Genomic DNA, 19,884 nt, shown 5'->3' on the forward strand with positions numbered 1-19,884 from the left:
GAGACATATATTAAACGGTTGGAGCCGGATGGGTTCAATTCAAGAATTATCCATTAATTCTCGAAAAATTCCAACTAATTCCAGGAGATTCCAGTAGATTTTGGAAGATTCCAATTTTGCCGGTTACAAAAAGATCTGCAAATATTGCAGCATAAAAGAGAATGTTTTGTTTTTATAGATTTTAAATAGAGAACAAATTCAATCAAATATATGTTACATTATTGCTTGTTGTTGAAAACAATTGTTATTTTGTAACAAACAAATCAATAAAAACCCATGAAAGAAATTATTGGTAAAAATATCGCTAATTTGCGTAATATCCAAGGCCTTACTCAGGATAACCTGGCTGCCTACCTGGGTGTTTCCCGTGTGCAGATATCTCATTATGAAAGAGGTGAAAGAGATATTTCCGTAACAGAGCTTAATAAATTAGCTGATTTATTCGGGGTTGAATTGTCAGATCTGTTGGAAGAAAATTTAGAGATGCAGAAACTGAACCTGGCTTTTGCTTTTAGAAGTAAAAACACAGAGTCGGATTTGGAGTACATCGCTTCGTTTAAAAAAGTCGTCCGGAATTATTTAAAAATGGAACGTTTAGAAAATGCATTATAAAATAGAGAAAGAAGCCTCCGAATTCAGGGCAAAGTACGGATTTGCTAATTTCGACCCAATCAGGCTAAAAAGTCTTTTATTAAAGCTTAATGTGATAACACTCTTTAAGCCTCTTTCAGAAAACTTCTCCGGAATGGCTGTAAAAGTAGAAAACGCTCGTTTTATGCTTATTAATTCCAACCATTCATTGGGAAGACAGCATTTTTCTATCAGTCATGAATTATACCATCTTTTTATTCAGGAAAACTTTACGCCACATCACTGTTCTGCCGGCTCTTTCAACAGGAAAGATTCCACAGAATATCAGGCAGATTTATTTGCTGCACACCTGTTAATGCCCAAAGAAGGAATTATTAGCTTAATACCGGATCACGAATTGGGCAAGGATAAAATCTCACTTGAAACTATCTTAAAAGTAGAGCACTATTTCAGCTGTTCAAGAAAAGCACTACTGATAAGGTTTAAAGAGCTGGGGTTAATTTCTTCCAAAACTATCGATAACTTTAAATCAGATATTATTCTGTCTGCCAGAAAACATGGATATTACGATTCTCTTTACCGGCCAGGCAATAAAGATGTTGTTATCGGAGATTTTGGTTCTTTAGCAAAGAGACTTTTTGACAAAGAAAAAATCTCTGAGGGACATTATCTGGAATTAATGAATAGCATCGGCTTTGATGCCTTAACGAACACCAATGCCGATGAAGTCAATTGATAGAAAGAAAAAAATAATTGTAGATGCGGATGTAATCATTCATTTTTCCAAAGGTGAACAGCTGTTTTTACTTACCCGGATATTTCCTAATCAACTGTACATAGTAAAGGACGTATTTCTGGAGGTTTTTAAGGGACCACTTAGAACTGAAATAGAAAGGCTGTTGAATATGTCCTTACTAAAGGAATTAGATTTTTCATCAGATCTGGAAGTCATCATGGAGTATGCTCGTCTGAAGAAAAAATTTGGTCCCGGAGAGAGTGCTTGTATGGCCTATTGCAAATTTCATCGAGATGTGTTAGCCAGCAGCAATTTAAAAGATATCAGGAAATACTGCGAAGAGAATGAAATCGCTTATCTGACCACTATGGATTTCATTGAAGCTGCCTATGAGACTGGATTACTTTCTGAAAAAGAATGTGATACTTTCATCAATAATGTGATCACCAAAGGCAGTAAATTGCCAAATAAAACTTTCGTTGAATACAGAAAGGCCCGCTAAATTTATGACAATCCCGGTTCTTTGATGTTAACCATTCGGCCTCCCATGTATTGTAAAACTAAAGAATTGCGCACAGGATAAATCTTTTATATGCCAACACTTGTGATTTTCTATGTCTAACTGGAATCGGTTGAATTTTTCTACCCTTTATTGGATTGCTTCCTGTTTTGAGCCGGATATTAAGAAAAAAGAAAGGCCTGCCGGCATTCCGACAAGCCCTTCAACCTTAACTCTAACCCAATGCGAAAATAAGAATGACTGCAGAGGTGTACAAACCTATTTTATACTTTTTTTGGAAGTTTCTTTGTAAATTTAAAGAGATATCAAAACCCGTGTACCGAAGCCTTCTGAATAAGAACCATCTTCAATTTTGAAATTGATATTCCTGTTTTTTTGTTTATTAAATAATTCAATATATTCCGTAATGGTTCTAATTCCTTTTCCGGTCGAATGAGTATTGTTTTGCTTTGCTTTAATTCTGCCGATTCCGTCGTCTTCAATTGTAATTAAAGGATTGTTGTTTTTTGGTGAAATGGATATTTTCACTGAGCCTCCTTCTAGTTTAGAAGAAATTCCATGTTTCAAAGAATTTTCAACAAATACCTGGATGATCATTTTGGGGACTTCGATTTTCATGTCAACTGATTCATCTAGCTCAATTGTGTATTCTAATTTCTCTCCAAAACGGTTTTTTTCAATTGATAGATATTGCTCTACAAATTCAATTTCTTCTTTTAGCATTAGAGATTGTGCTTTAGCTTTGACCAGGATAAACCTGATAATATTGGAGAGCTTTATCAATTGATTATAGGCAATTTCTTTATTTTCCATTAGTATAGAAGCTCCTACCGAGTTTAAAACATTAAAAGTGAAGTGGGGATTTAGCTGACTGAAGACGGATCTTAGTTCAAGTTCTTTTAGTTTCTCTTTTTCTTGATACCTGGCTTCAACCTGTTTCCTTTGATAATTTAGCAACAGGAAAACAAAAGAAAATAGTATGATGCATATAGCCGTGTAAAAAGGATATTGTGCCCAGGAATAGCCCGTGGGCGCAATCTTAATTAGATGTTCTGTGCCGTCGTGATAAATAACGAGATCATTCCATTGTTGGTTTGGCCCATTTTCTTTGACTGAACACGAACTGGTATTAGCAATAAAAGGGGGGATCTCAGGGATTTTATGAAATGCTTCATTGTATTCGAGATAATACTCTCCCTTACTGATATTAAAAAACAATGTGTTTAGTTTTCCTTTAGGATTAAGTTTTAGTTTGATTTTTGAAAAACGACCGCTAGTTGGTAGTTTAAATTTATCTATCTTCTTAAGGTTTACGGAGAATGAAATTTTTTCACCTGTCGCACGGTCAAAAACGTTTAATAAAGAATCTTTAATTGAAGCGAGAAGGTTATAACGAATAAGGTTTTTCTTTTCTTTGAAGCCTTTTTGGGCAATAATCTGACCTTTATTGTTGCAAATAAAAAGAGTTTGATTATCAATGTTTTTTAATCTTGAGTTATTCAGAAGGCCTATGAGATTCTGGTTTTTACGTTCAATGATTTGATGCTGTAGGGAGGAGTATATTCCCTTAAACCGTATTGGTTTAAAGAAGTGTTTTAATTTTGAATCAAAGGCCATCAGATAGGCATCCTTGTCATGGTAAAGGAATTTGGATGTATCGGAGATGTTCCATCTCGATGGCATAACCCCTATAGCTTCTTCTATTCCATCTTTGTCCAAGTCAGAGAATGTTAAATTCCAATGGCCACATGCTCCGTCAGTGTTGGATCTGAATAATTTACCTTTTGTAATATCGAATTTGTATAAACGTCTCGGGAAAACAGAAAATCCAGCCAATAAAGAAACAAAAACTTCATTATATCCATCTTTATCAGTATCCCTCAACTTGATATCTACCAAATAGTCATATTCTCCATATCTGTTTTCCCATATGGTGTCCAGAAAAACTTCATGCTGTTGATCTTTTATGTGATATCCAGTGGAATCAAGATTCATATCGACTAAAATCAGAAATAAAGAATCTTTTTCTCTTGTGACTACTGCAGCATCTTTGAAGGCATCCTTAAATAAATCCCCAACTAATAATGTATTATTAACTTCATCTATGGAACCTTTAAGATTTATTTGATCTTTGAATTGGTTAGTTGTTGATTGAATCAAAAGACAAGCTTTTTTAGAAAATGGATCCTTTCTAAACTCAACTTTCTCACTAAAGTAATCATTGTTAAGATCTTCATATATTACTCTTGGGAAATCGGCTTTGTCAGTAATGATTTTAGATTGTACATAAAACTTAAGTTCATCAAAATCTATTGGTTGAATGGCTATGATTATAAGAGAGATTGGAATTGAAATTACCATAGCGAAAAGCCAGGTTGAATTAGTTCTTTTCATACTTCTTTTCCATTGGGATAGGGAAGATATTATTTAATTTTTCAAAACCAGGTTTACTCAAAGAAATATTGTACTCAAGGTTATTCCACCGGAGCAAACATACTTTCTTCTTTCTGGATATTTCAGAAACAAAAGTGGTATTGATAATTCCTGATCTAGAAATCCTGAGAAAGTTGGAGGGAAGCAGCCCTTCCAACTTTCCAATGTTTTGAGAAATGTGTAATACTCTGTTGTCTCTGAGGCGAATGGAGGTGTATTCTTTGTCGGCCTCAAGACAAATTATATCACTGGTTTTAGTTAATAAAAAGCCATCTAAAGTGTTAAATCTTAGAAGCTCTCTATCTTTTTTCTTCTGAGCGATATTGTTCTGTTTGCCAGCAATGAAGTGCTCTTTGAAATGGTCAAGAGCCTGAGACAGTCTGGAAAGGGATATTGGTTTTAATAGATAATCACAAGCCTGGCAATTGAACGCATCAATAGCAAACTCTGTATGTGCCGTGCAAAAAATTACTTGTGCATTTAAATGAGTGGCTAGTATTTCCTGATGAATATCTACACCATTAAAACTGCCCATGTTTATATCCAGAAGAAGCAAATCTGGTTTTAATTCAATGGCTTTGGGAATGATATTAGCTGCATTGTCAATCTTTGCAATGACTTCATATTCTTTGAAAGGTTTGAGTAACTCTTCAATTAGGTCGATGGCCCCTATTTCATCGTCAGCAATAATTACTTTATACATGTCTTAAAGAGGTTATCATATTAAGGATTAATCCAATATATCTAAAATATTTTTTCTCTGCAGATTTCTTTGGTTAACTAAGGTTGATTGTTGGTTAAAGGAAATTGCTGACAGGTTAAATGATTGCCTATTGTTGTTGGAAACTAAATAATTGTCTTGAAATTTACGATATAAAATATGATAGAAACGAAATAGTTGATATAGTTCATATTTATAACTTCAAAAATTTGAAAGATGAAAAAATCCTGGTTAGTAATTTTGTTATTGGTTTTATTACCAGTTGTAATGATTAATTGCGAAAAAGATGAGCAAAAAATTAATCAAAAACCAACATGCGATATTACTTCACCTGAGAATGGGTTTGTTGTAAAATATGGGAATGAATTTACAATAAGGGCAAATTGTAATGATAAGGATGGTACTGTTAGCAAGGTGGAATATTACATAAATGGACTCCTTTTTCAAACTTTTGAGGGGGAACCTTATACTACAAATGTAAAATCATCAGATTTTTCTTCTGGAGAAGTCGATATTACAGCAATTGCTTATGATGATGAATCTGAGACAGCCGAAGATAAAGTTAGTATAAGAATTGAAGCGGAATATGCTAATATTCTTACATTAAGTATATCAGAAGTCACAGATAGTTCAGCGTTGGTTAATTGTGAATTAATTAATTTAGGGGATTCCGAGCTTACATCTTTAGGTGTTTGTTGGGACTCAATCAGAAATCCTACGGTCGAGAGTAATAAGCTAGAATCAGATAAAACTGCTGGAAAGTTTTCAGTGAAAATTAATGATATAGATCCTGGTGTTACTTATTATGCAAGGGCATTCGCAATTAATTCAAAAGGGGTATCCTACGGAGAAGAAAAATCATTTACTACCGATGCGCTGAAACCAACAATAACAACTGCCCCTGTTTCTGGTATTACAGATTCTTCTGCTGTTTGCGGCGGGAATGCTATTGAAAATGGGGGTCTTGAAGTTACTGCTAAGGGTGTTTGCTGGAATACAGCTGGAGAACCATCACTTTCTGATGAAAAATCCAATGATGGAACTGGGATTGATGAATTTGAATCGTCAATGGAAAATTTAGTACCGAATACAATTTATTTTGTCAGAGCTTATGCTACCAATTCACTAGGAACTTCATATGGAGAGATACAAGAGTTTAGAACAAAAAAATCAGTTGCATCAGTTGAAATAAGTGATATTACAGACATCACTACCAATTCTGCAAATATTTATGGCGAAGTTATTAATGATTATGGGTCTTCTGTAACAGAAAAGGGTGTATGTTGGGCTTTGACAGATAGTCCTTCAGTTTTGGATAACAAAATTATTTGTGGTGAAGGAAATGGAGCATTCAGTGCTCAAATGGAAGAATTAGATCCAGGAACTATCTACTATTTAAAAGCATATGCCATTAATGAAGTTGGTGTTTCCTATGGCGCTTTATGGCAATTTGAAACCCAAACGGTTTTACCCGAACTAAAAACCTCAGTTATTACTGGTATAACATCTTCAAGTGCAATCTCAGGGGGAGAAGTATTAAATAATGGAGGGGCTGAGATTACTTCAAGGGGAGTTTGCTGGAATACAACAGAAAATCCTGTGATTACAAATTTTAAAACAAGTGATGGGACCGGAATTGGGTTATTTCAGAGTCAATTGAATTCTCTGTCGCCGGCAACCCGTTATTATGTAAGAGCTTATGCGGTTAATGAGGTTGGTACTGCTTATGGTGAACAGTTTGACTTTACAACATCGGCTGATAAACCAGAAGTGTCAACTTTATCTTTGACAGACATTACTTCTTCAAGTGTGATTGTAAATTCAGAAGTTATTTCTAATAATGGAAGTGCGATTACTGAAAAAGGAGTTGTGTGGAATAGTGTTGGAAATCCGACCTTGGATGATAATAAAATAGAAAACGGAAATAGCGAAGGGACTTATAGTACTAAGATCATGGACTTGACCCCTGGAGCAAAATATTATATGAGGGCTTATGCAATGAATTCGTTGGGAGTTAGCTTTGGTGCTGTTTTGGAATGTACCATACTTCCACTTCTTCCAACTGTCGCGACGAAAAATGTGATAGGTATTAAGCATAATGAGGCTACTTGTGGAGGAAATGTTACAAACGACGGTGGTGGAGTTATTACTTCCAGAGGAGTTTGCTGGAATAAATCAGGTAGTCCTACGATTAATGATTCTAAGACAACTTCTGGTTCTGGACTTGGGGATTTTACTAGTACCCTATCCTATTTGCAATCCGAAACAAGGTATTATGTCAGGGCATGGGCTAAAAATTCTAAAGGAGTTGCTTATGGCAATCAGGTTTCATTTACAACCGATGAATATTTAAATCAACCTCGTTATCTTTATTATGATGATGGATCATTTGGAAGTAATGATTACGCATATTCTACAGCAAGTAATACATATTTTATTGTAAGATTTAAAGTGCCTTATGGTTGGGGCGATGTTCAACTCACTGCAGTTAGAATTAGTTTCGCAAATAGTAGCTCTTATTCTAGATTTGATATTCTATATAATGGAGAGTCAAGAATAAATTCAAGTGATATAAAATTCCCATCAGGCACAACCTTTACTTTACTTTCAAATGCCATTCCAGGGTATAATGAATGGGAAGAATATAATGTTTCAAAGACTGTTACTACAAAAGAGTTTTATGTATCTATAAAGTCAAAAAATTCTTATAGGCTACCTATTTATATTGACGCTAAAGATAGTGATGTAGGGGATTACACAAGTCTTTTTATTGATAGTTATGGGAATGAGGCTTGGCTCAAAAAAGGACATATAGCAATTCGAGCTTATATTATCGACAAATCAGACCTGAAATCTGGCTGGGTTGAGGCCGATATTGTCCAAGTTGAGAATGAATTTCCTGAAAATGAAGAAAAAGGAAAAGCTATCGAAGGCTTGCAATTTTTGAATCTTGATGGAATAGAAGCAGGAAACAATTAGCATGGTGCATGCTGAAAAAGAAATTTTTTTAGTCTGATAGAATGAATTTTATGTTGAAGTTTAAAGAAATAGGGCTTTATCATAGTTGAGGTAAAGTAGAAATAAATTTTTTGGTAAATCCGGATGTGAATTACGACTAAATAAATATTAGGCTTATTAGTATAAGAGGCTTTGTTAAGTCTCTTATACTATTTACTAACCTGAACTTTACCTGACAGTTGAAATGCAAAAAAACTCTTTGAATTCTCAACTGTCAGAGTAAGTCTTAGCTAGTACACTTTTTTAAAGTCCCTTTTGTAGTTTTTCAATATCATAACTTTTGAAAAAACTCTAAAATCCTATTCCTTCTCTTGCATTTTTTGCCGATGGCGCTTTAAATAACCTTTCATGTTTTCGCTCACACCAAGCTTTAAATCATGTGATATATTCAGAGCTTCATAATTGTGTTTTTGAATCTTATTGCTAATAACAATAGTTCCGTCGTCTTCAAAAGATATTAGATGTTTATCGAATAACGCATCGATATGAGGCGCTAATAAAATACCATTCTCCGGGTCCAATCTTTCTTCGTCACTACTCTCATTCCAAGGCACAATATGCGACGCGATTAGGATTTCAAGAATATCGCACTTTGTAACCGGGCAAACACCTCCCCATTTTTCAATTATTTGTTGTCTGTAATATCCTTGACCTACCCTCGATGTAATTAACCCCTTACGTGCAGTTTCATCAGGTTTGCTATAATTTCTTTTCCTCTCTTCAGATACAACTTTGCTTTTGTCAATTCTCGATTGTGTGCTTTTCCCTACTTTATTAGGCTTCCAAAGGTATATTTCTCTTAAATCCTCATTAAGTGTATTGTCTTCGTAGTCCAAGCTTCGGAAGACAATATGGACTGGATTAGATGTACCCTCCTCATATTGTTCATATTGTAATCTTCCACAATACACATAAGGTTGTGTTTTCCCTTTTATCTTTTCTTCGATACGAGTAAACAAATGAACTGTTCTCTCACCATTTACTATCTCCTGTATTTTGGGTGAATTTATGTGTTGAGTTGTCTGTGAATCCCAATGAAAAAATTCTCCTTCAAAAAAATCATTATAATGTAACCGATCCTCTTTTCCTTGTTTTTTTAGGGTCACGAAGAAAAGTGTTGAATTATCATTTTTGGAATGATATAAACCTTCTCTACTTGTTTTTAAACTCTCTTGGTCCAATTTGTTAGCAAGATCAGTTTTGGAGTACCTGTTGCCTAATTTTAGTTCTTCGTAAATATTCATACTTAATTTTTTATTATGATTAAATTCTAATTCATTTCCGTAATTAAATTTACCCAAAGTCATAGTGGTCTGCATCCAGAATTTATCAAGACTTGGTAAGTTTGATCTAATTCCTTATGCTCCGGTATGTATATAACAATTCCATCCCGACCACGTGTTAACAATACTCGATAACTGTTCATACGCAATAAATCCGGATCTTTAGCACCTTTCATCGTAGTTTTATTCATCCAATTATTTTTATAGATCCAATCTGTATCCCAGGCTAAGAGAGGCATGTCTAATTCTAACCCTTGACACGCAAATTCAGTCACGACGCCTTTGAATGTTCTGCAGTAGTAGGGATTAAATGCCTCTACGTAATATTGTTCTACACCAAATGACTTTGTTGAGCGGTAATCATTTGGAACACCATAATGATGAAGTATCTGATTTTTTGATGAAGCGATTAATCCATACGTCTTATTGGGTTCATTTTCATAACGTTTTTGTAAGTAGTTTTTGGCCTCATCCAGATTGCGAGTAATATAGAGTGGATAGCCTTCCTCAAATAGTGATGAAGACATGTTTCTCGCCTGATCAATTTTATTTTCTAATAAGGCTTGCACCCACCCTTGAAGAGTCAAAGCTTGATGAGTCCTTAAAGAAGTACTTAAGTTAAAGCTATCTACTATATTAACTTCATTATTTGGGAAAATATCTTTAATATGTTGTGGACAATGGATATGCCAGTTTAGGGAAGAATTGGATACAGCTTCTTGCCAGAGCTGCAAACCACCCTCTTCACCTAGGTATATCTCCTGACCTTCTCCAATGAGAGCGATCAACAAACAATGGGTTTTCTTATTGCCTATATTAATGAAATCAGAAGGTTCTGAGTTATTCCCGTCCCGTCTTGAATTTGATACTTTTTCAGCATCCCATGCACGTTGTGCTTCATCATATATGATCACATCTTCTCGAGGAACTTGAGTTGAATGTGCATATTGCTTTAAGAAACCATGTACAGATTGCACGAAATTTCTATTTCTTAGCGAATTTTGAAGGACTCTCACCAAAGGACCGTTCCCTGAGAGAAATACCGCATCCTGACCTTCTTTATGTTGAGTTGTTTCAAAAACATACTGCAAACCAACTAAGGTTTTACCTGCCCCAGGGACCCCTGTGATAAGTGCGAGATGATGGTTTTGATCGTTCTTTGCCTGTTTCATCAGAGCGCCTAACCGATTTAAGGTCTCCGGGATTCCAGCACTTTTAGAGCGCTTTATTTGTGGGAAATGGCCTTTTTTAAATAATAGCTTAGCGGATTGAATTAGTGAAGGGAGAGGGGCATATTCACTTTTATACCAAGTTTCAATATTAGAAAAAGCTTCGGAAATATGAGGTTTTAAGACTTTGTGTAGATTTTCGCCGGAAACGATACCAACACCTTCTTTACTTCTTTGGATTGAGGACCCTCCAGCCAACACTAAAAACGGTATTACTCTTAATTTATGTGACTCCGCATGATAAGACTTTAAATCACGAGCATAATGTTTTGCTTGATCAATTTGTGATTGATCCTCCGATCCATAACCTTTAAACTCTAATACTAATAGGTTAGTCCCACTTATAATAATTACATCAGGGCGACGACCACGCTCACGAGGTAACTCATATTCAAAAATGATAAAGGAACCATCTAAAATATCATCGCTCAAATTGAGCAAAGTTATTTGCTCGCGTAATATATTGAAGCAATCAAACCACGCTTTTCGTTGTGAATAGCAAGCAACTTCGTGCATGCATTTTAAATGGTGTTGCTTTAACCGTTCACCCCATGTCGCTACATCCACAGCCAAAAACTGGGTTAAGGAATATACAGTTGTCTCCATTTGGTTACTCAAGTAATGCTTTTACAATAGGGATGTCTGCTGGAGCAAATTCATAATTAGTCAATTCATTGTTATTTATCCAGGCCATTTTATCATGGTCTCGAAGTATAATATCCCCTGAAACAAGGGAGCATTTGAAGGCTTTAAGAAGGATTTGTTTATTTGCGTATTGGTGAATGTTTTCCCTGTAGAATTCATCAACCTGTATTGTAATATTTAATTCCTCTTGAATTTCCCTCGCCAGGCATTCTTGTTCTGTCTCATTTTGGTCAAGTTTGCCACCAGGAAACTCCCAATATCCTGCTAAATGCTTACCTGGAGCCCTACGTGTAATTAAGATTTTTGCTCCCTTTTGAATAATTGCTGCTGTTACTGTTATCATTAATTATTGGGTAATGAATTCTATCTGTCTGTGTTTATGATAATTTGCGCATCCGAAACAGAAAATACCGACTCAATTCCAATAGCCATAAAAGAGTTACCGGTGTACTATGCGATGCAAGTCGATTGAATGTTTTATTTAAATCGACTCAGCAAATTCTCGGATTTTATCTTTTAAATCCTCAATTTCTTTTCTTTTAGACTCATTTGTGTTTTGCTGTAATTTGACTGTTGTCCTCCTTAAACTACTGATCATTGTAGGACTAATGTTAAAGTAAGTATAGAGGGTTTCCGGATCCGCCTGAGGTGCCACCACTTTAACCATTGTGCTGGATGCAGAGGGTTTGAATTTTTTTTCATCGGGATCCCAAACCCCTCCTTTGGTGAAAATTTGATATCCCATTTCAATGAAATTATCTCGTACATGGTCTCTTGAAAGATTAAATCCAAAGTTTTGATAGAAAACACGATTTAAGGAGGAAGAGACATAGTCTAGTTCATTGCTTTTGTATTTTCTCTTGTTATTGGTTGGGGGAAGAAAAACGTTACAAAACTTTTGAAAAATAATCTTTTGGTCTGAATTTAAAGGTTGATTTTTCATAGCTCTCATAATTTTTCAATTACTAAAAATCCACTTCCAATAAATACCCATTCTTCTTTAACCAATTTTTGGCTTTTTCATAATTGGGCACCTGAATTGAAAGAATATTCCAAAATTTCTGTGTGTGATTGCTTTCAATTAAATGAACCAATTCATGCGCAACCAAATAATTCACAACATACATAGGAGCTTTTATAATTCTCCAGTTAAAAATAATATTATTGTTTGGAGTGCAAGAGGCCCAGCGGTATTTCATTTCTGAAACCTTACACTCATTGTATTTTACACCAAGACTATTTGCATGTTGATTAGCTAATGGTTTAATTTTCTTTTTAGCTTGCTCAAAATACCAACTCCTGAATAAAGAATTTGCCTTTGTTTGATTTGTTCTGGAAATCCTGAACCGTTGATTAAACTCAATCCCTTTAAATTCTTCATCAACAACTAAAAGTTGATAGTTTCTTCCTAAATACATTAAGGTCTCACCTGAAATGAATTCTTTTTGTTCAGGTATGACAGGATATTTTTGAGCATGACCTAATTTTTGTTTTATCCATTGCCGCTTTTTGTAAACAATCTGATCTATTTTTTCAGAACTCAGGTTTTCAGGAGCCCGAACAATAATTTTCCTGTCACGTTCAACAGTGATATTTAATGTCTTTCTTTTGCTATATTTTACTTCGTACTCGAAACGCATTAATCTTGAATTATTTTAAAATGATTGGTCTTTGCCAATTCCATTATTCTTGAGATAATTTCATTTTTGCGTAAGATTATATTTGGCAACTTATTAAAGTCAGGAGAAAGAAGAAGTTTCTGCAAATCCCCTTTTAGTTTTGCTTGGGATGGTGTACTATCCCAAAACCCTGCTAATCGAATCTCTCTTGATACCAAATTAAAAACATGTTGTGTTAGATTTACATTGTGTGCAATTTCATCTTCATTCAAATCCCTGTTTTCAAATAATTCCGATTTAAAAATCCTGAAAAAAGGCATTTGCTTTTTCCTGTCCAAACCAAATGTTTTTTCCTTTTCCCTGTTTTTTATCTTTTCTCGTAATTTTTCAAGTTCCTCGTAAATAACTTTCCAGTTTCCTTTGAAATTTTTTAGTATTTCGTCTAAAGCTTCAGAAAAAGAAGCAAATAATTCCGGGTCTTCATCTATATTGATGTCAATATAATGCCTAATTGCATGTTCTACTTCTGCTGCTTTGGTTTTTTCTCTTTTTTTTGTTTTTACATGTTTTTGAAAATCATCTGCAATTATGGAAATAGGAGCAACCTTTTGCTCAATTCCCTTTGATAGAAGATACTCATCAGCGATATTTCTTAACTTTGGAGGAATGCCTTTCATGCTAAATCGATCATCTCTTAAATGTTTATTGGCTAAATCATTTATTTCTGTGAACGCCCTCCACTCATGCAAGAATTCCAGTGCCTCTTTTCTTGGCAATACAGTATTAAAGCATGATGTCAGTTTATTGTATAGTTCGATATATTCGAAACGAATATCTTCATCGTAAAAAATATCAAAGAATGCGTCAGAATCTGATAAGTCCTCCATTCCTTGTTTTTTTAAGAAATCCCAAATATCGTTATGGGCTTTTATCAATTCATTTAATTCAGCTTCATCATCAGAAATGCAATCAACTATTTCCTTTAATTCTTTTTCTGCATAAGTGTCTAATGCTCTTTTTAAATGATGCCCAACACCAACGAAATCTACTACGAATCCATTGTCTTTACCTTCCGGGCCAACACGGTTAACCCTTGCAATTGTTTGTAAAAGATTATGAGCAATAATTACTCTGTCGAGATATAACACTTGTTCAATTGGAGCATCAAAACCTGTAAGCAACATATTATTAACAACTACAATACCTACATTACCGTTAATTGAATCATCTTCTTCATCTTTTTCACCAAACGGTAATTTAAATCGTTTGATACTTCGGTTATGATATTTTCTATTTGTATATGCTTTGATCTCAATTGAATCGTTATGACTACCTGAAATTACAACCGCTGCTTCCATTTGCTTCAGTATTTCAATTTGTTCAGGTCTCAGATTCATTATGTTTTTTTCATTAAGCTCTGCAATCTTCTTTTTCATAGCCTCATCAATTGCTGCTTTGTATCGTACGGCAGCAATTCTTGAATTGGCAACAATCTGTGCCTTGAACCCCCCTGGAAATATTTGTTCCACGTAGTGGTCAATCATTTTTCTAGCTTTCTCCCGAATGGTATTTATACTATCTAGATAAGCGTCACGAGAACCAAAACCGAGTATTTTAAGCCGTTCTGTTAAATTATACTCACTGAAAACGTCTTCAAACTCTTTATCCATCCCTTTTTTGTCTCTTACCTCAGCGTTATGAGTAAATCCTTCATAAACAATTTCAAGGGTAACACCATCATCAATAGATTGGCGCATGGTGTATTTGTCAATATAATCTTTGTATTTTTTCTCTGCCTTATCTGTTGGAGTTCCTGTGAAACCAATATGTGTGGCATTAGGTAAAGCATGATCTAAATTAGCTGCTAGAATTGAATATTGAGATCGGTGGGCTTCGTCAGTCATAATCAACACATTTGAACTAGTGTTTAATTCAGGAAATATGGATAGATTATTTGTAGAAGCCTTTAGGTCATCGGTTTTCGGCAATTCTCCATTTTCTTGAAATTTGTGGATCATTGCCATGACTAAATCCGAGTTATCATTTGATAAAAGTTCTTTTAAACTATTACCTTTGGGATTGGGTTGGTCAGGATTTATTCTTTTTGCCTCTTTAATAGTAAACCCAATACTTTGACCTGTCTCCGAAAGCTGTTCTTCCAATTGGGTGCGATCTGTAACAAAAATGATTTTCCAAGGCATCAAATGATTATGTAATTTCATTTCCCGCACCATAAACATCATGGTAAGTGATTTCCCCGAACCTTGGGTATGCCATATAATACCACCTCTTTCGATTGGAGTCTTACCTTCAATTAACCTTTTTGTGGCTAGTTTTACGGCACGAAATTGTTGATATCGACCGACAATTTTTATTTTTTTGCCTTTGTCATCTGTTTTAAAGACAGTGAAGACTTGTAAAATATCCAGAAGATTTTTTGGTTCTAGCATACCTGCGACCAAACGTTGTTGATCATTAGGCGATGATTTTCCATGCTTTAAATCGTTTACATCTTTGGGGTAAGGGTCAGTCCAACGGTAAAAATATTTTTCTATTTGGGTGGTAATGGTTCCAAATTTTGCTTCTGTACGGCATGTAGTAATTAGAAATTGATTGTAAAAAAACAATTCTTTATTTCCTTCCCCGGTGTCGCCTCGCTGTTCAGAGTAACGCATTAATTGGTCAATTGCCTCAGGGATAGGCTCCTTAACCTTTGAAGATTTAGCTTCGACAACAACCAAAGGCAAACCATTTACAAATAAAACAATATCAGGAATAATATGATGGTCGGTACCTGTAACGCTAACCTTAAATTGGGAAATAGCGGTAAAAATATTGTTTTCAATATTTTCAAAGTCAATATATCGAACAGTAGGGCTTAGCTCTCCTGTTTCTTCGTTTTTTGAAACTCTAGTATTTTCAAGTAACTTAGAAAGTACGTATTGATTATTTTCAATCAGACTATTTTTGTCGAATGTGCTTATTTTACGGACTGTTTCATCTATTTGTGGTTCAGTAAGGAATGGATTTATCTTTTTGAGTGCATTGCGAAGTCTAGGCTGCAATATAACATCTGAAAAAGAAGAGCGAAAACTATCTGCGGGGCTTTGTTGCATTTTTAGTTCCAATACCTGGTTTTCACCCTTATCCCAGCCCAAATCTATGAGCTGTTCCATAAAAGGTTTTTCCACATGATTGTATTCGTCTAGTGTTAGGGTAGTACCTAAATTGCCCCGGTATTTATTATCGTTACTTAGTATCATATGCTATTTCTTAAAAACTTTCTCTATTATTTCATCAATTTCTTTAACCGAAATCGCACCTCGTAAGCTTCCATCTTCCATTCTTGACGCTTTATCTTCTGTTATTATTAAAATGCCATTTTCTCCACCACCTTCTTCAAATGGAAGAATATTATTTTCTATGTACCATTGATATTTTTCTTCCCAACGATTTTTGTATTCTTCGTCAAACAGCATTCCACAATGTTCCCAAAAATAGACTTCACCAGAATCCTCATTTTCAATGGTGAAATCAGGGAGTTTTTCAACCTCTTTTATTGTTAATTTCTTTTCATACAACGGATTAAGATTTTTATCCAACAACCTTTGATATATTAATAATTCACTTTTCGAACGAAGCATTTTACCATCGCTTGCCTGATGAATTAGGTTCTTTTCTAAATAATTCCCTTCAACCTCCACTAATTCTGGTTTTACAAACAAATTTGTTATCCTGCTAAGTGTGTCTGATTTTAAAGGGGATGCTAATCCTTTAATATCAAAAGCATTTCCTTGAAACAGTATAATCACCTTATCTTTTTGACGTGTGAGAGATGTATAAAGCATTTCTCTTGAAAGCAAAAAACATGGATTTGGAACTACGAGAAATACTTTTCCAAACTCACTGCCTTGTGCTTTATGCACCGTTAGTGCATAAGCTAGTTCAATTGGCACATCACTTTCTTCTTTAAAATCCTTTGAAGTAAAGGAATAAGTAAATCCTTTTTGAGAAGAAAACTCTATCTCCACAAATTGAGGTTGTCCCTTAAATTTGGCCTTCTTACGTTTAAACTGCCCAGTAACGATACCTATTTCACCATTAGCCAAATATGCTAGTGAATCCTCTTTGGGCTTTACAAAATCCCGATGGTGATTCCCGAGGTTTAATACTTTGTCACCATATACAATTTGTTCTAATCCAACTGGTTTTGGGAGTTTCTTTTCTTGGTATTCTATTAATTTCCCATCCTTATAAAAGCTTTTCTTCGCGCCTTTTATTGCATATTCCACTTTTTTAACACGGAAAAGCTTATGAATCTTCCTATTAATTGCTTTTACCCCAAATAATTTTTCTTTTATGGGTGAGAGTATTTGCCATGATTCAATTTTATTTACAGAGGGTTCAATTTTAAAATAATTCGCATCATAACTATTATTAAAATAACGACCATCTGTTGAGCCAAGTGATTGATTGAAGGATTGTATGTCTTCAATTGAATCCAAATCAAGTTCTTCAACTAAAACTTTTTCAAATATTGTCTCGAAATCAGCTTCAGTTTCCCAGTGCTCTAGCCGTAAGTATTTTGAATTGGGTTGCGTTAACATTTGATTTATGATGCTATCTGCACCTGGTTCCAATGCTTCGCCACTAAACCACTCGGCCAGTTGTAAGTCTTCTCTTTTTGAGCCCCCCTGACGTCGTTTAATAGTGAGTTCTGCATATCCTTTCCCCACCCTTGGAAAGGCATTTGCAATGTTTTCAGGTTTTAAGTGTTGGATAATGTCAACAAAGGGTCTACCTGCACCAATGGGTGGAAGTTGACGGTGGTCGCCAACTAAAATGAAGCGTTTTACCCCTTTTATGCAATCCAAGGTGGTTGCAAGCATTTCCTCAGTAAGCATTGAGGCTTCATCTAAAATGACAGTATCATATTTTTCATCACAATATCTTTGGGAAAATACATACTGCTGAATTTCAGCATTGTATCTATCATAGGCAGATAAGAATTGGGCCAATGTTTTTGCGGTAACTTGTATGTTTTTGGCAATATCCTCCATTCTAACCCTTGCTTTTCCTGTTGGAGCCAATAATAATACACCATTGTTTTCAACTTCTTCATGGGTAGCAAGGATTGTTAAAAGTGTTGTTTTACCTGTTCCTGCCGGGCCTATGAGAACAGAAAATCGACTTTCAGCTATTTCTTTTAAAGACGCACCTTTTTCTTTCCTGGCTTTCAGTTCCTGCTCGTCTGGCTGTCCTTCAGTAAATGGTTTTAATGCATTGTCGATTAAATTTCTCCAATCAGCATCTAACGACAATCTTTTGCCGTTAACTCTATCTGTAATTTTTTGATTTATAATGTTCCTTGCGTGAGACAATCGTTTTAGCTGATATGCCGAATCTCCATTTTTCATTTCTTCAAAAACGATGCTACCTTCGAAACATTCCTCGGCTAATTCAAAATAATCACTATTAATGGCACATTCAGGACTGAGAGATAAGGCTCGTATCTGTTTTATTAATTCTTTACGAGGTAACAATGTATGTCCTTGGAGCGCTGACAATTCTAGTTGTTGAATTGTTAATGCTCTAATTCGATTAATTTCAAAAGGGTCATCAAGCAGTAAATTATTTGGGAGAAGATTGTCGGGGGCATTCTTGATGTACATCCCTAAATCAATTGTACTTAATGCAACAGGCATTAAGGTATGGCGTAAATCTTCAAATATTAAATAGGGATTTTCAAGGTACTCGTCATCATTTCTTTTTACGCCAATTGCTTCTCTTTCTTCCTCAATATATAATGCTATGGCTTGTTCAATACTTAAATCAAAACGACTAATTAAATGTAAAAATTGAATGCGTGTAGGAGTTGATTTAGCGTTTAACCGCTTATACAGTTTTTTTGTGTTAAATGGAATTAGTGCATGTATGGTTTCTGATAATATCCCCTCAGGGTTGTCCAATGCTTTTTCAAAAAGGGCCCAGGGATTTTCATTCTCATCTTGTAATTGATTGATGATATTGGCAGCTACAAAATGACCTTTTTCAATACCAAAAGCACAAAGCGCTGAACCCATTCCCGGATAAACCCCTCTTAATTTTTCTAATTGGGCAATTTCATTATGAATCCATTGGATGCTTTGTTTATGATTTTCTCCAATACCCAATTCTTCTGCTTTTTCCAGAGACTTAATGCATTCCAGTAATACCCGTATTGCACTATCGTTACTCACATGCTCTGTGCCATAAGAAAATTCAAACCTTTTGTCATTTGGAACTACTACAGCTAAATCCGCTATGTTAAAATCAGGATGTTGGCTCTGATAATCTATTGCATCATGATAGGGAAGTGTAAAACCATGGTTACCTTTAGGGCGGACTGTATGTAAAACCATATGTTCCCAATAGGCTGCACCGAAACGATTGTTACTTCCCTTATATGCTTCGGAAGGAATAATCTTCTTTATTTTTCCTACCCCGGCTAAAACCCTTCCGGAATCTTCAACAAATGGAACCTGCTTGGCATAAAAGAAAATTAATGATGCTTCGGGCTGAAGATGTTCAAAAAAGCAGTTTAGCAAAGCCTTTTGGTTATTTATTTCCTGCACCCAGTTATCGTTTCCATTAGAAGCCCAATCTAGAGTAGGTTCTCTGGATTCATCGTAATTTAAATCAAATGTTTGTGCTTTATCCTTAGCATTCTCTTTAAGCATCCAATGGTAGGGTACTGCTGATGCGGAAAAAGAAGGTTGTGTAACCCTCGTGTCTTTTAAATGCCCATGGGTTGAGGGCGAGCTCTCAACATAAGGATGATGTAATGTTCTTTGAATAGAAAAAGGGGCCATAAATGTTGCTCTTTCTCCGATACATACAGGATAATCTTTCTCATCAAGCTCATTTAATGATTTGCCGGCTAGTTTTTCTTCTTTCTCATCATCCCGGTTTAATGCGCAGTTCTTTAGTATGAGACATGCTCCATTGTTTTTGGGATTGTTACAAATACTTCCATCCCAAGCATTATCGTGCCAGGGAACACGAACTGATAAATGTTTTAGTATGTAACATGGATTGTGTTTCATAATA

General features: G+C 35.1%; 13 protein-coding genes. 4 read left to right on the plus strand and 9 right to left on the minus strand.

The features are described from left to right. The first annotated feature begins 276 nt into the window (after positions 1–276). The 3 genes from DDZ16_RS13610 to DDZ16_RS13620 are packed head-to-tail and all read left to right on the plus strand — an operon-like array spanning position 277 to position 1,829. Positions 277–612 carry a helix-turn-helix domain-containing protein gene (locus DDZ16_RS13610; protein ID WP_109265036.1) on the plus strand — a complete coding sequence of 112 codons (336 nt, stop codon included), beginning with the start codon at positions 277–279 and terminating at the stop codon, positions 610–612. Further along, positions 602–1,327 (plus strand): ImmA/IrrE family metallo-endopeptidase, encoded by a 726-nt coding sequence (locus DDZ16_RS13615; protein WP_109265037.1) that lies wholly within the window; start codon positions 602–604, stop codon positions 1,325–1,327. The genes DDZ16_RS13610 and DDZ16_RS13615 overlap by 11 nt, the downstream gene beginning before the upstream one ends. Continuing rightward, positions 1,314–1,829: a hypothetical protein gene (locus tag DDZ16_RS13620; protein WP_109265038.1), complete on the plus strand. Its 516-nt coding sequence runs from the start codon at positions 1,314–1,316 to the stop codon at positions 1,827–1,829. The genes DDZ16_RS13615 and DDZ16_RS13620 overlap by 14 nt, the downstream gene beginning before the upstream one ends. A gap of 312 nt (positions 1,830–2,141) precedes the next feature. Here the strand turns inward: DDZ16_RS13620 and DDZ16_RS13630 are convergent, their stop codons facing one another. Further along, complete coding sequence (locus DDZ16_RS13630) at positions 2,142–4,241, minus strand: sensor histidine kinase (protein ID WP_109265040.1); 2,100 nt, start codon at positions 4,239–4,241, stop codon at positions 2,142–2,144. Next, complete coding sequence (locus DDZ16_RS13635) at positions 4,228–4,983, minus strand: LytR/AlgR family response regulator transcription factor (protein ID WP_109265041.1); 756 nt, start codon at positions 4,981–4,983, stop codon at positions 4,228–4,230. Before DDZ16_RS13635 ends, DDZ16_RS13630 begins: the two co-directional genes overlap by 14 nt. Before the next feature lie 234 nt (positions 4,984–5,217). On the opposite strand from DDZ16_RS13635, the gene DDZ16_RS13640 reads away from it, so the two are divergent. Further along, entirely contained in the window at positions 5,218–7,980 is a 2,763-nt protein-coding gene (locus DDZ16_RS13640; protein WP_109265042.1) for an Ig-like domain-containing protein, read from the plus strand. 338 nt (positions 7,981–8,318) lie between these two features. On the opposite strand, the gene DDZ16_RS13645 is transcribed toward DDZ16_RS13640, so the two are convergent. The 7 genes from DDZ16_RS13645 to DDZ16_RS13675 all read right to left on the minus strand — a co-directional run bounded on the left by DDZ16_RS13645 (position 8,319) and on the right by DDZ16_RS13675 (position 19,880). Beyond that, entirely contained in the window at positions 8,319–9,338 is a 1,020-nt protein-coding gene (locus tag DDZ16_RS13645) for an HNH endonuclease (protein ID WP_109265043.1), read from the minus strand. Further along, entirely contained in the window at positions 9,323–11,137 is a 1,815-nt protein-coding gene (locus DDZ16_RS13650) for a DNA/RNA helicase domain-containing protein (protein ID WP_109265044.1), read from the minus strand. Before DDZ16_RS13650 ends, DDZ16_RS13645 begins: the two co-directional genes overlap by 16 nt. Before the next feature lie 4 nt (positions 11,138–11,141). Further along, positions 11,142–11,519, minus strand: coding sequence for a (deoxy)nucleoside triphosphate pyrophosphohydrolase (locus DDZ16_RS13655; RefSeq protein ID WP_109265045.1), 378 nt, complete (start codon positions 11,517–11,519; stop codon positions 11,142–11,144). 138 nt (positions 11,520–11,657) lie between these two features. After that, a complete protein-coding gene (locus tag DDZ16_RS13660) occupies positions 11,658–12,119 on the minus strand; it encodes a hypothetical protein (protein WP_109265046.1) in 462 nt (153 codons plus the stop codon). 22 nt (positions 12,120–12,141) lie between these two features. Then, a complete protein-coding gene (locus DDZ16_RS13665; protein ID WP_109265047.1) occupies positions 12,142–12,816 on the minus strand; it encodes a M48 family metallopeptidase in 675 nt (224 codons plus the stop codon). Beyond that, positions 12,816–16,058, minus strand: a complete 3,243-nt coding sequence (locus DDZ16_RS13670) for a type I restriction endonuclease subunit R (protein WP_109265048.1) — start codon at positions 16,056–16,058, stop codon at positions 12,816–12,818. Before DDZ16_RS13670 ends, DDZ16_RS13665 begins: the two co-directional genes overlap by 1 nt. Positions 16,059–16,061: 3 nt before the next feature. After that, positions 16,062–19,880 carry an ATP-dependent DNA helicase gene (locus tag DDZ16_RS13675; RefSeq protein WP_109265049.1) on the minus strand — a complete coding sequence of 1,273 codons (3,819 nt, stop codon included), beginning with the start codon at positions 19,878–19,880 and terminating at the stop codon, positions 16,062–16,064. Between the last annotated feature and the right edge of the window lie 4 nt (positions 19,881–19,884).

Source organism: Marinilabilia rubra, from assembly GCF_003121985.1.
GTDB lineage: Bacteria > Bacteroidota > Bacteroidia > Bacteroidales > Marinilabiliaceae > Marinilabilia > Marinilabilia rubra.

Coding starts and splice junctions, on each gene's coding strand:
- DDZ16_RS13610 (WP_109265036.1), top strand. CDS start 277: ATGAAAGAAATTATTGGTAAAAATATCGCTAATTTGCGTAATATCCAA.
- DDZ16_RS13615 (WP_109265037.1), top strand. CDS start 602: ATGCATTATAAAATAGAGAAAGAAGCCTCCGAATTCAGGGCAAAGTAC.
- DDZ16_RS13620 (WP_109265038.1), top strand. CDS start 1,314: ATGAAGTCAATTGATAGAAAGAAAAAAATAATTGTAGATGCGGATGTA.
- DDZ16_RS13630 (WP_109265040.1), bottom strand. CDS start 4,241: ATGAAAAGAACTAATTCAACCTGGCTTTTCGCTATGGTAATTTCAATT.
- DDZ16_RS13635 (WP_109265041.1), bottom strand. CDS start 4,983: ATGTATAAAGTAATTATTGCTGACGATGAAATAGGGGCCATCGACCTA.
- DDZ16_RS13640 (WP_109265042.1), top strand. CDS start 5,218: ATGAAAAAATCCTGGTTAGTAATTTTGTTATTGGTTTTATTACCAGTT.
- DDZ16_RS13645 (WP_109265043.1), bottom strand. CDS start 9,338: ATGCAGACCACTATGACTTTGGGTAAATTTAATTACGGAAATGAATTA.
- DDZ16_RS13650 (WP_109265044.1), bottom strand. CDS start 11,137: ATGGAGACAACTGTATATTCCTTAACCCAGTTTTTGGCTGTGGATGTA.
- DDZ16_RS13655 (WP_109265045.1), bottom strand. CDS start 11,519: ATGATAACAGTAACAGCAGCAATTATTCAAAAGGGAGCAAAAATCTTA.
- DDZ16_RS13660 (WP_109265046.1), bottom strand. CDS start 12,119: ATGAAAAATCAACCTTTAAATTCAGACCAAAAGATTATTTTTCAAAAG.
- DDZ16_RS13665 (WP_109265047.1), bottom strand. CDS start 12,816: ATGCGTTTCGAGTACGAAGTAAAATATAGCAAAAGAAAGACATTAAAT.
- DDZ16_RS13670 (WP_109265048.1), bottom strand. CDS start 16,058: ATGATACTAAGTAACGATAATAAATACCGGGGCAATTTAGGTACTACC.
- DDZ16_RS13675 (WP_109265049.1), bottom strand. CDS start 19,880: ATGAAACACAATCCATGTTACATACTAAAACATTTATCAGTTCGTGTT.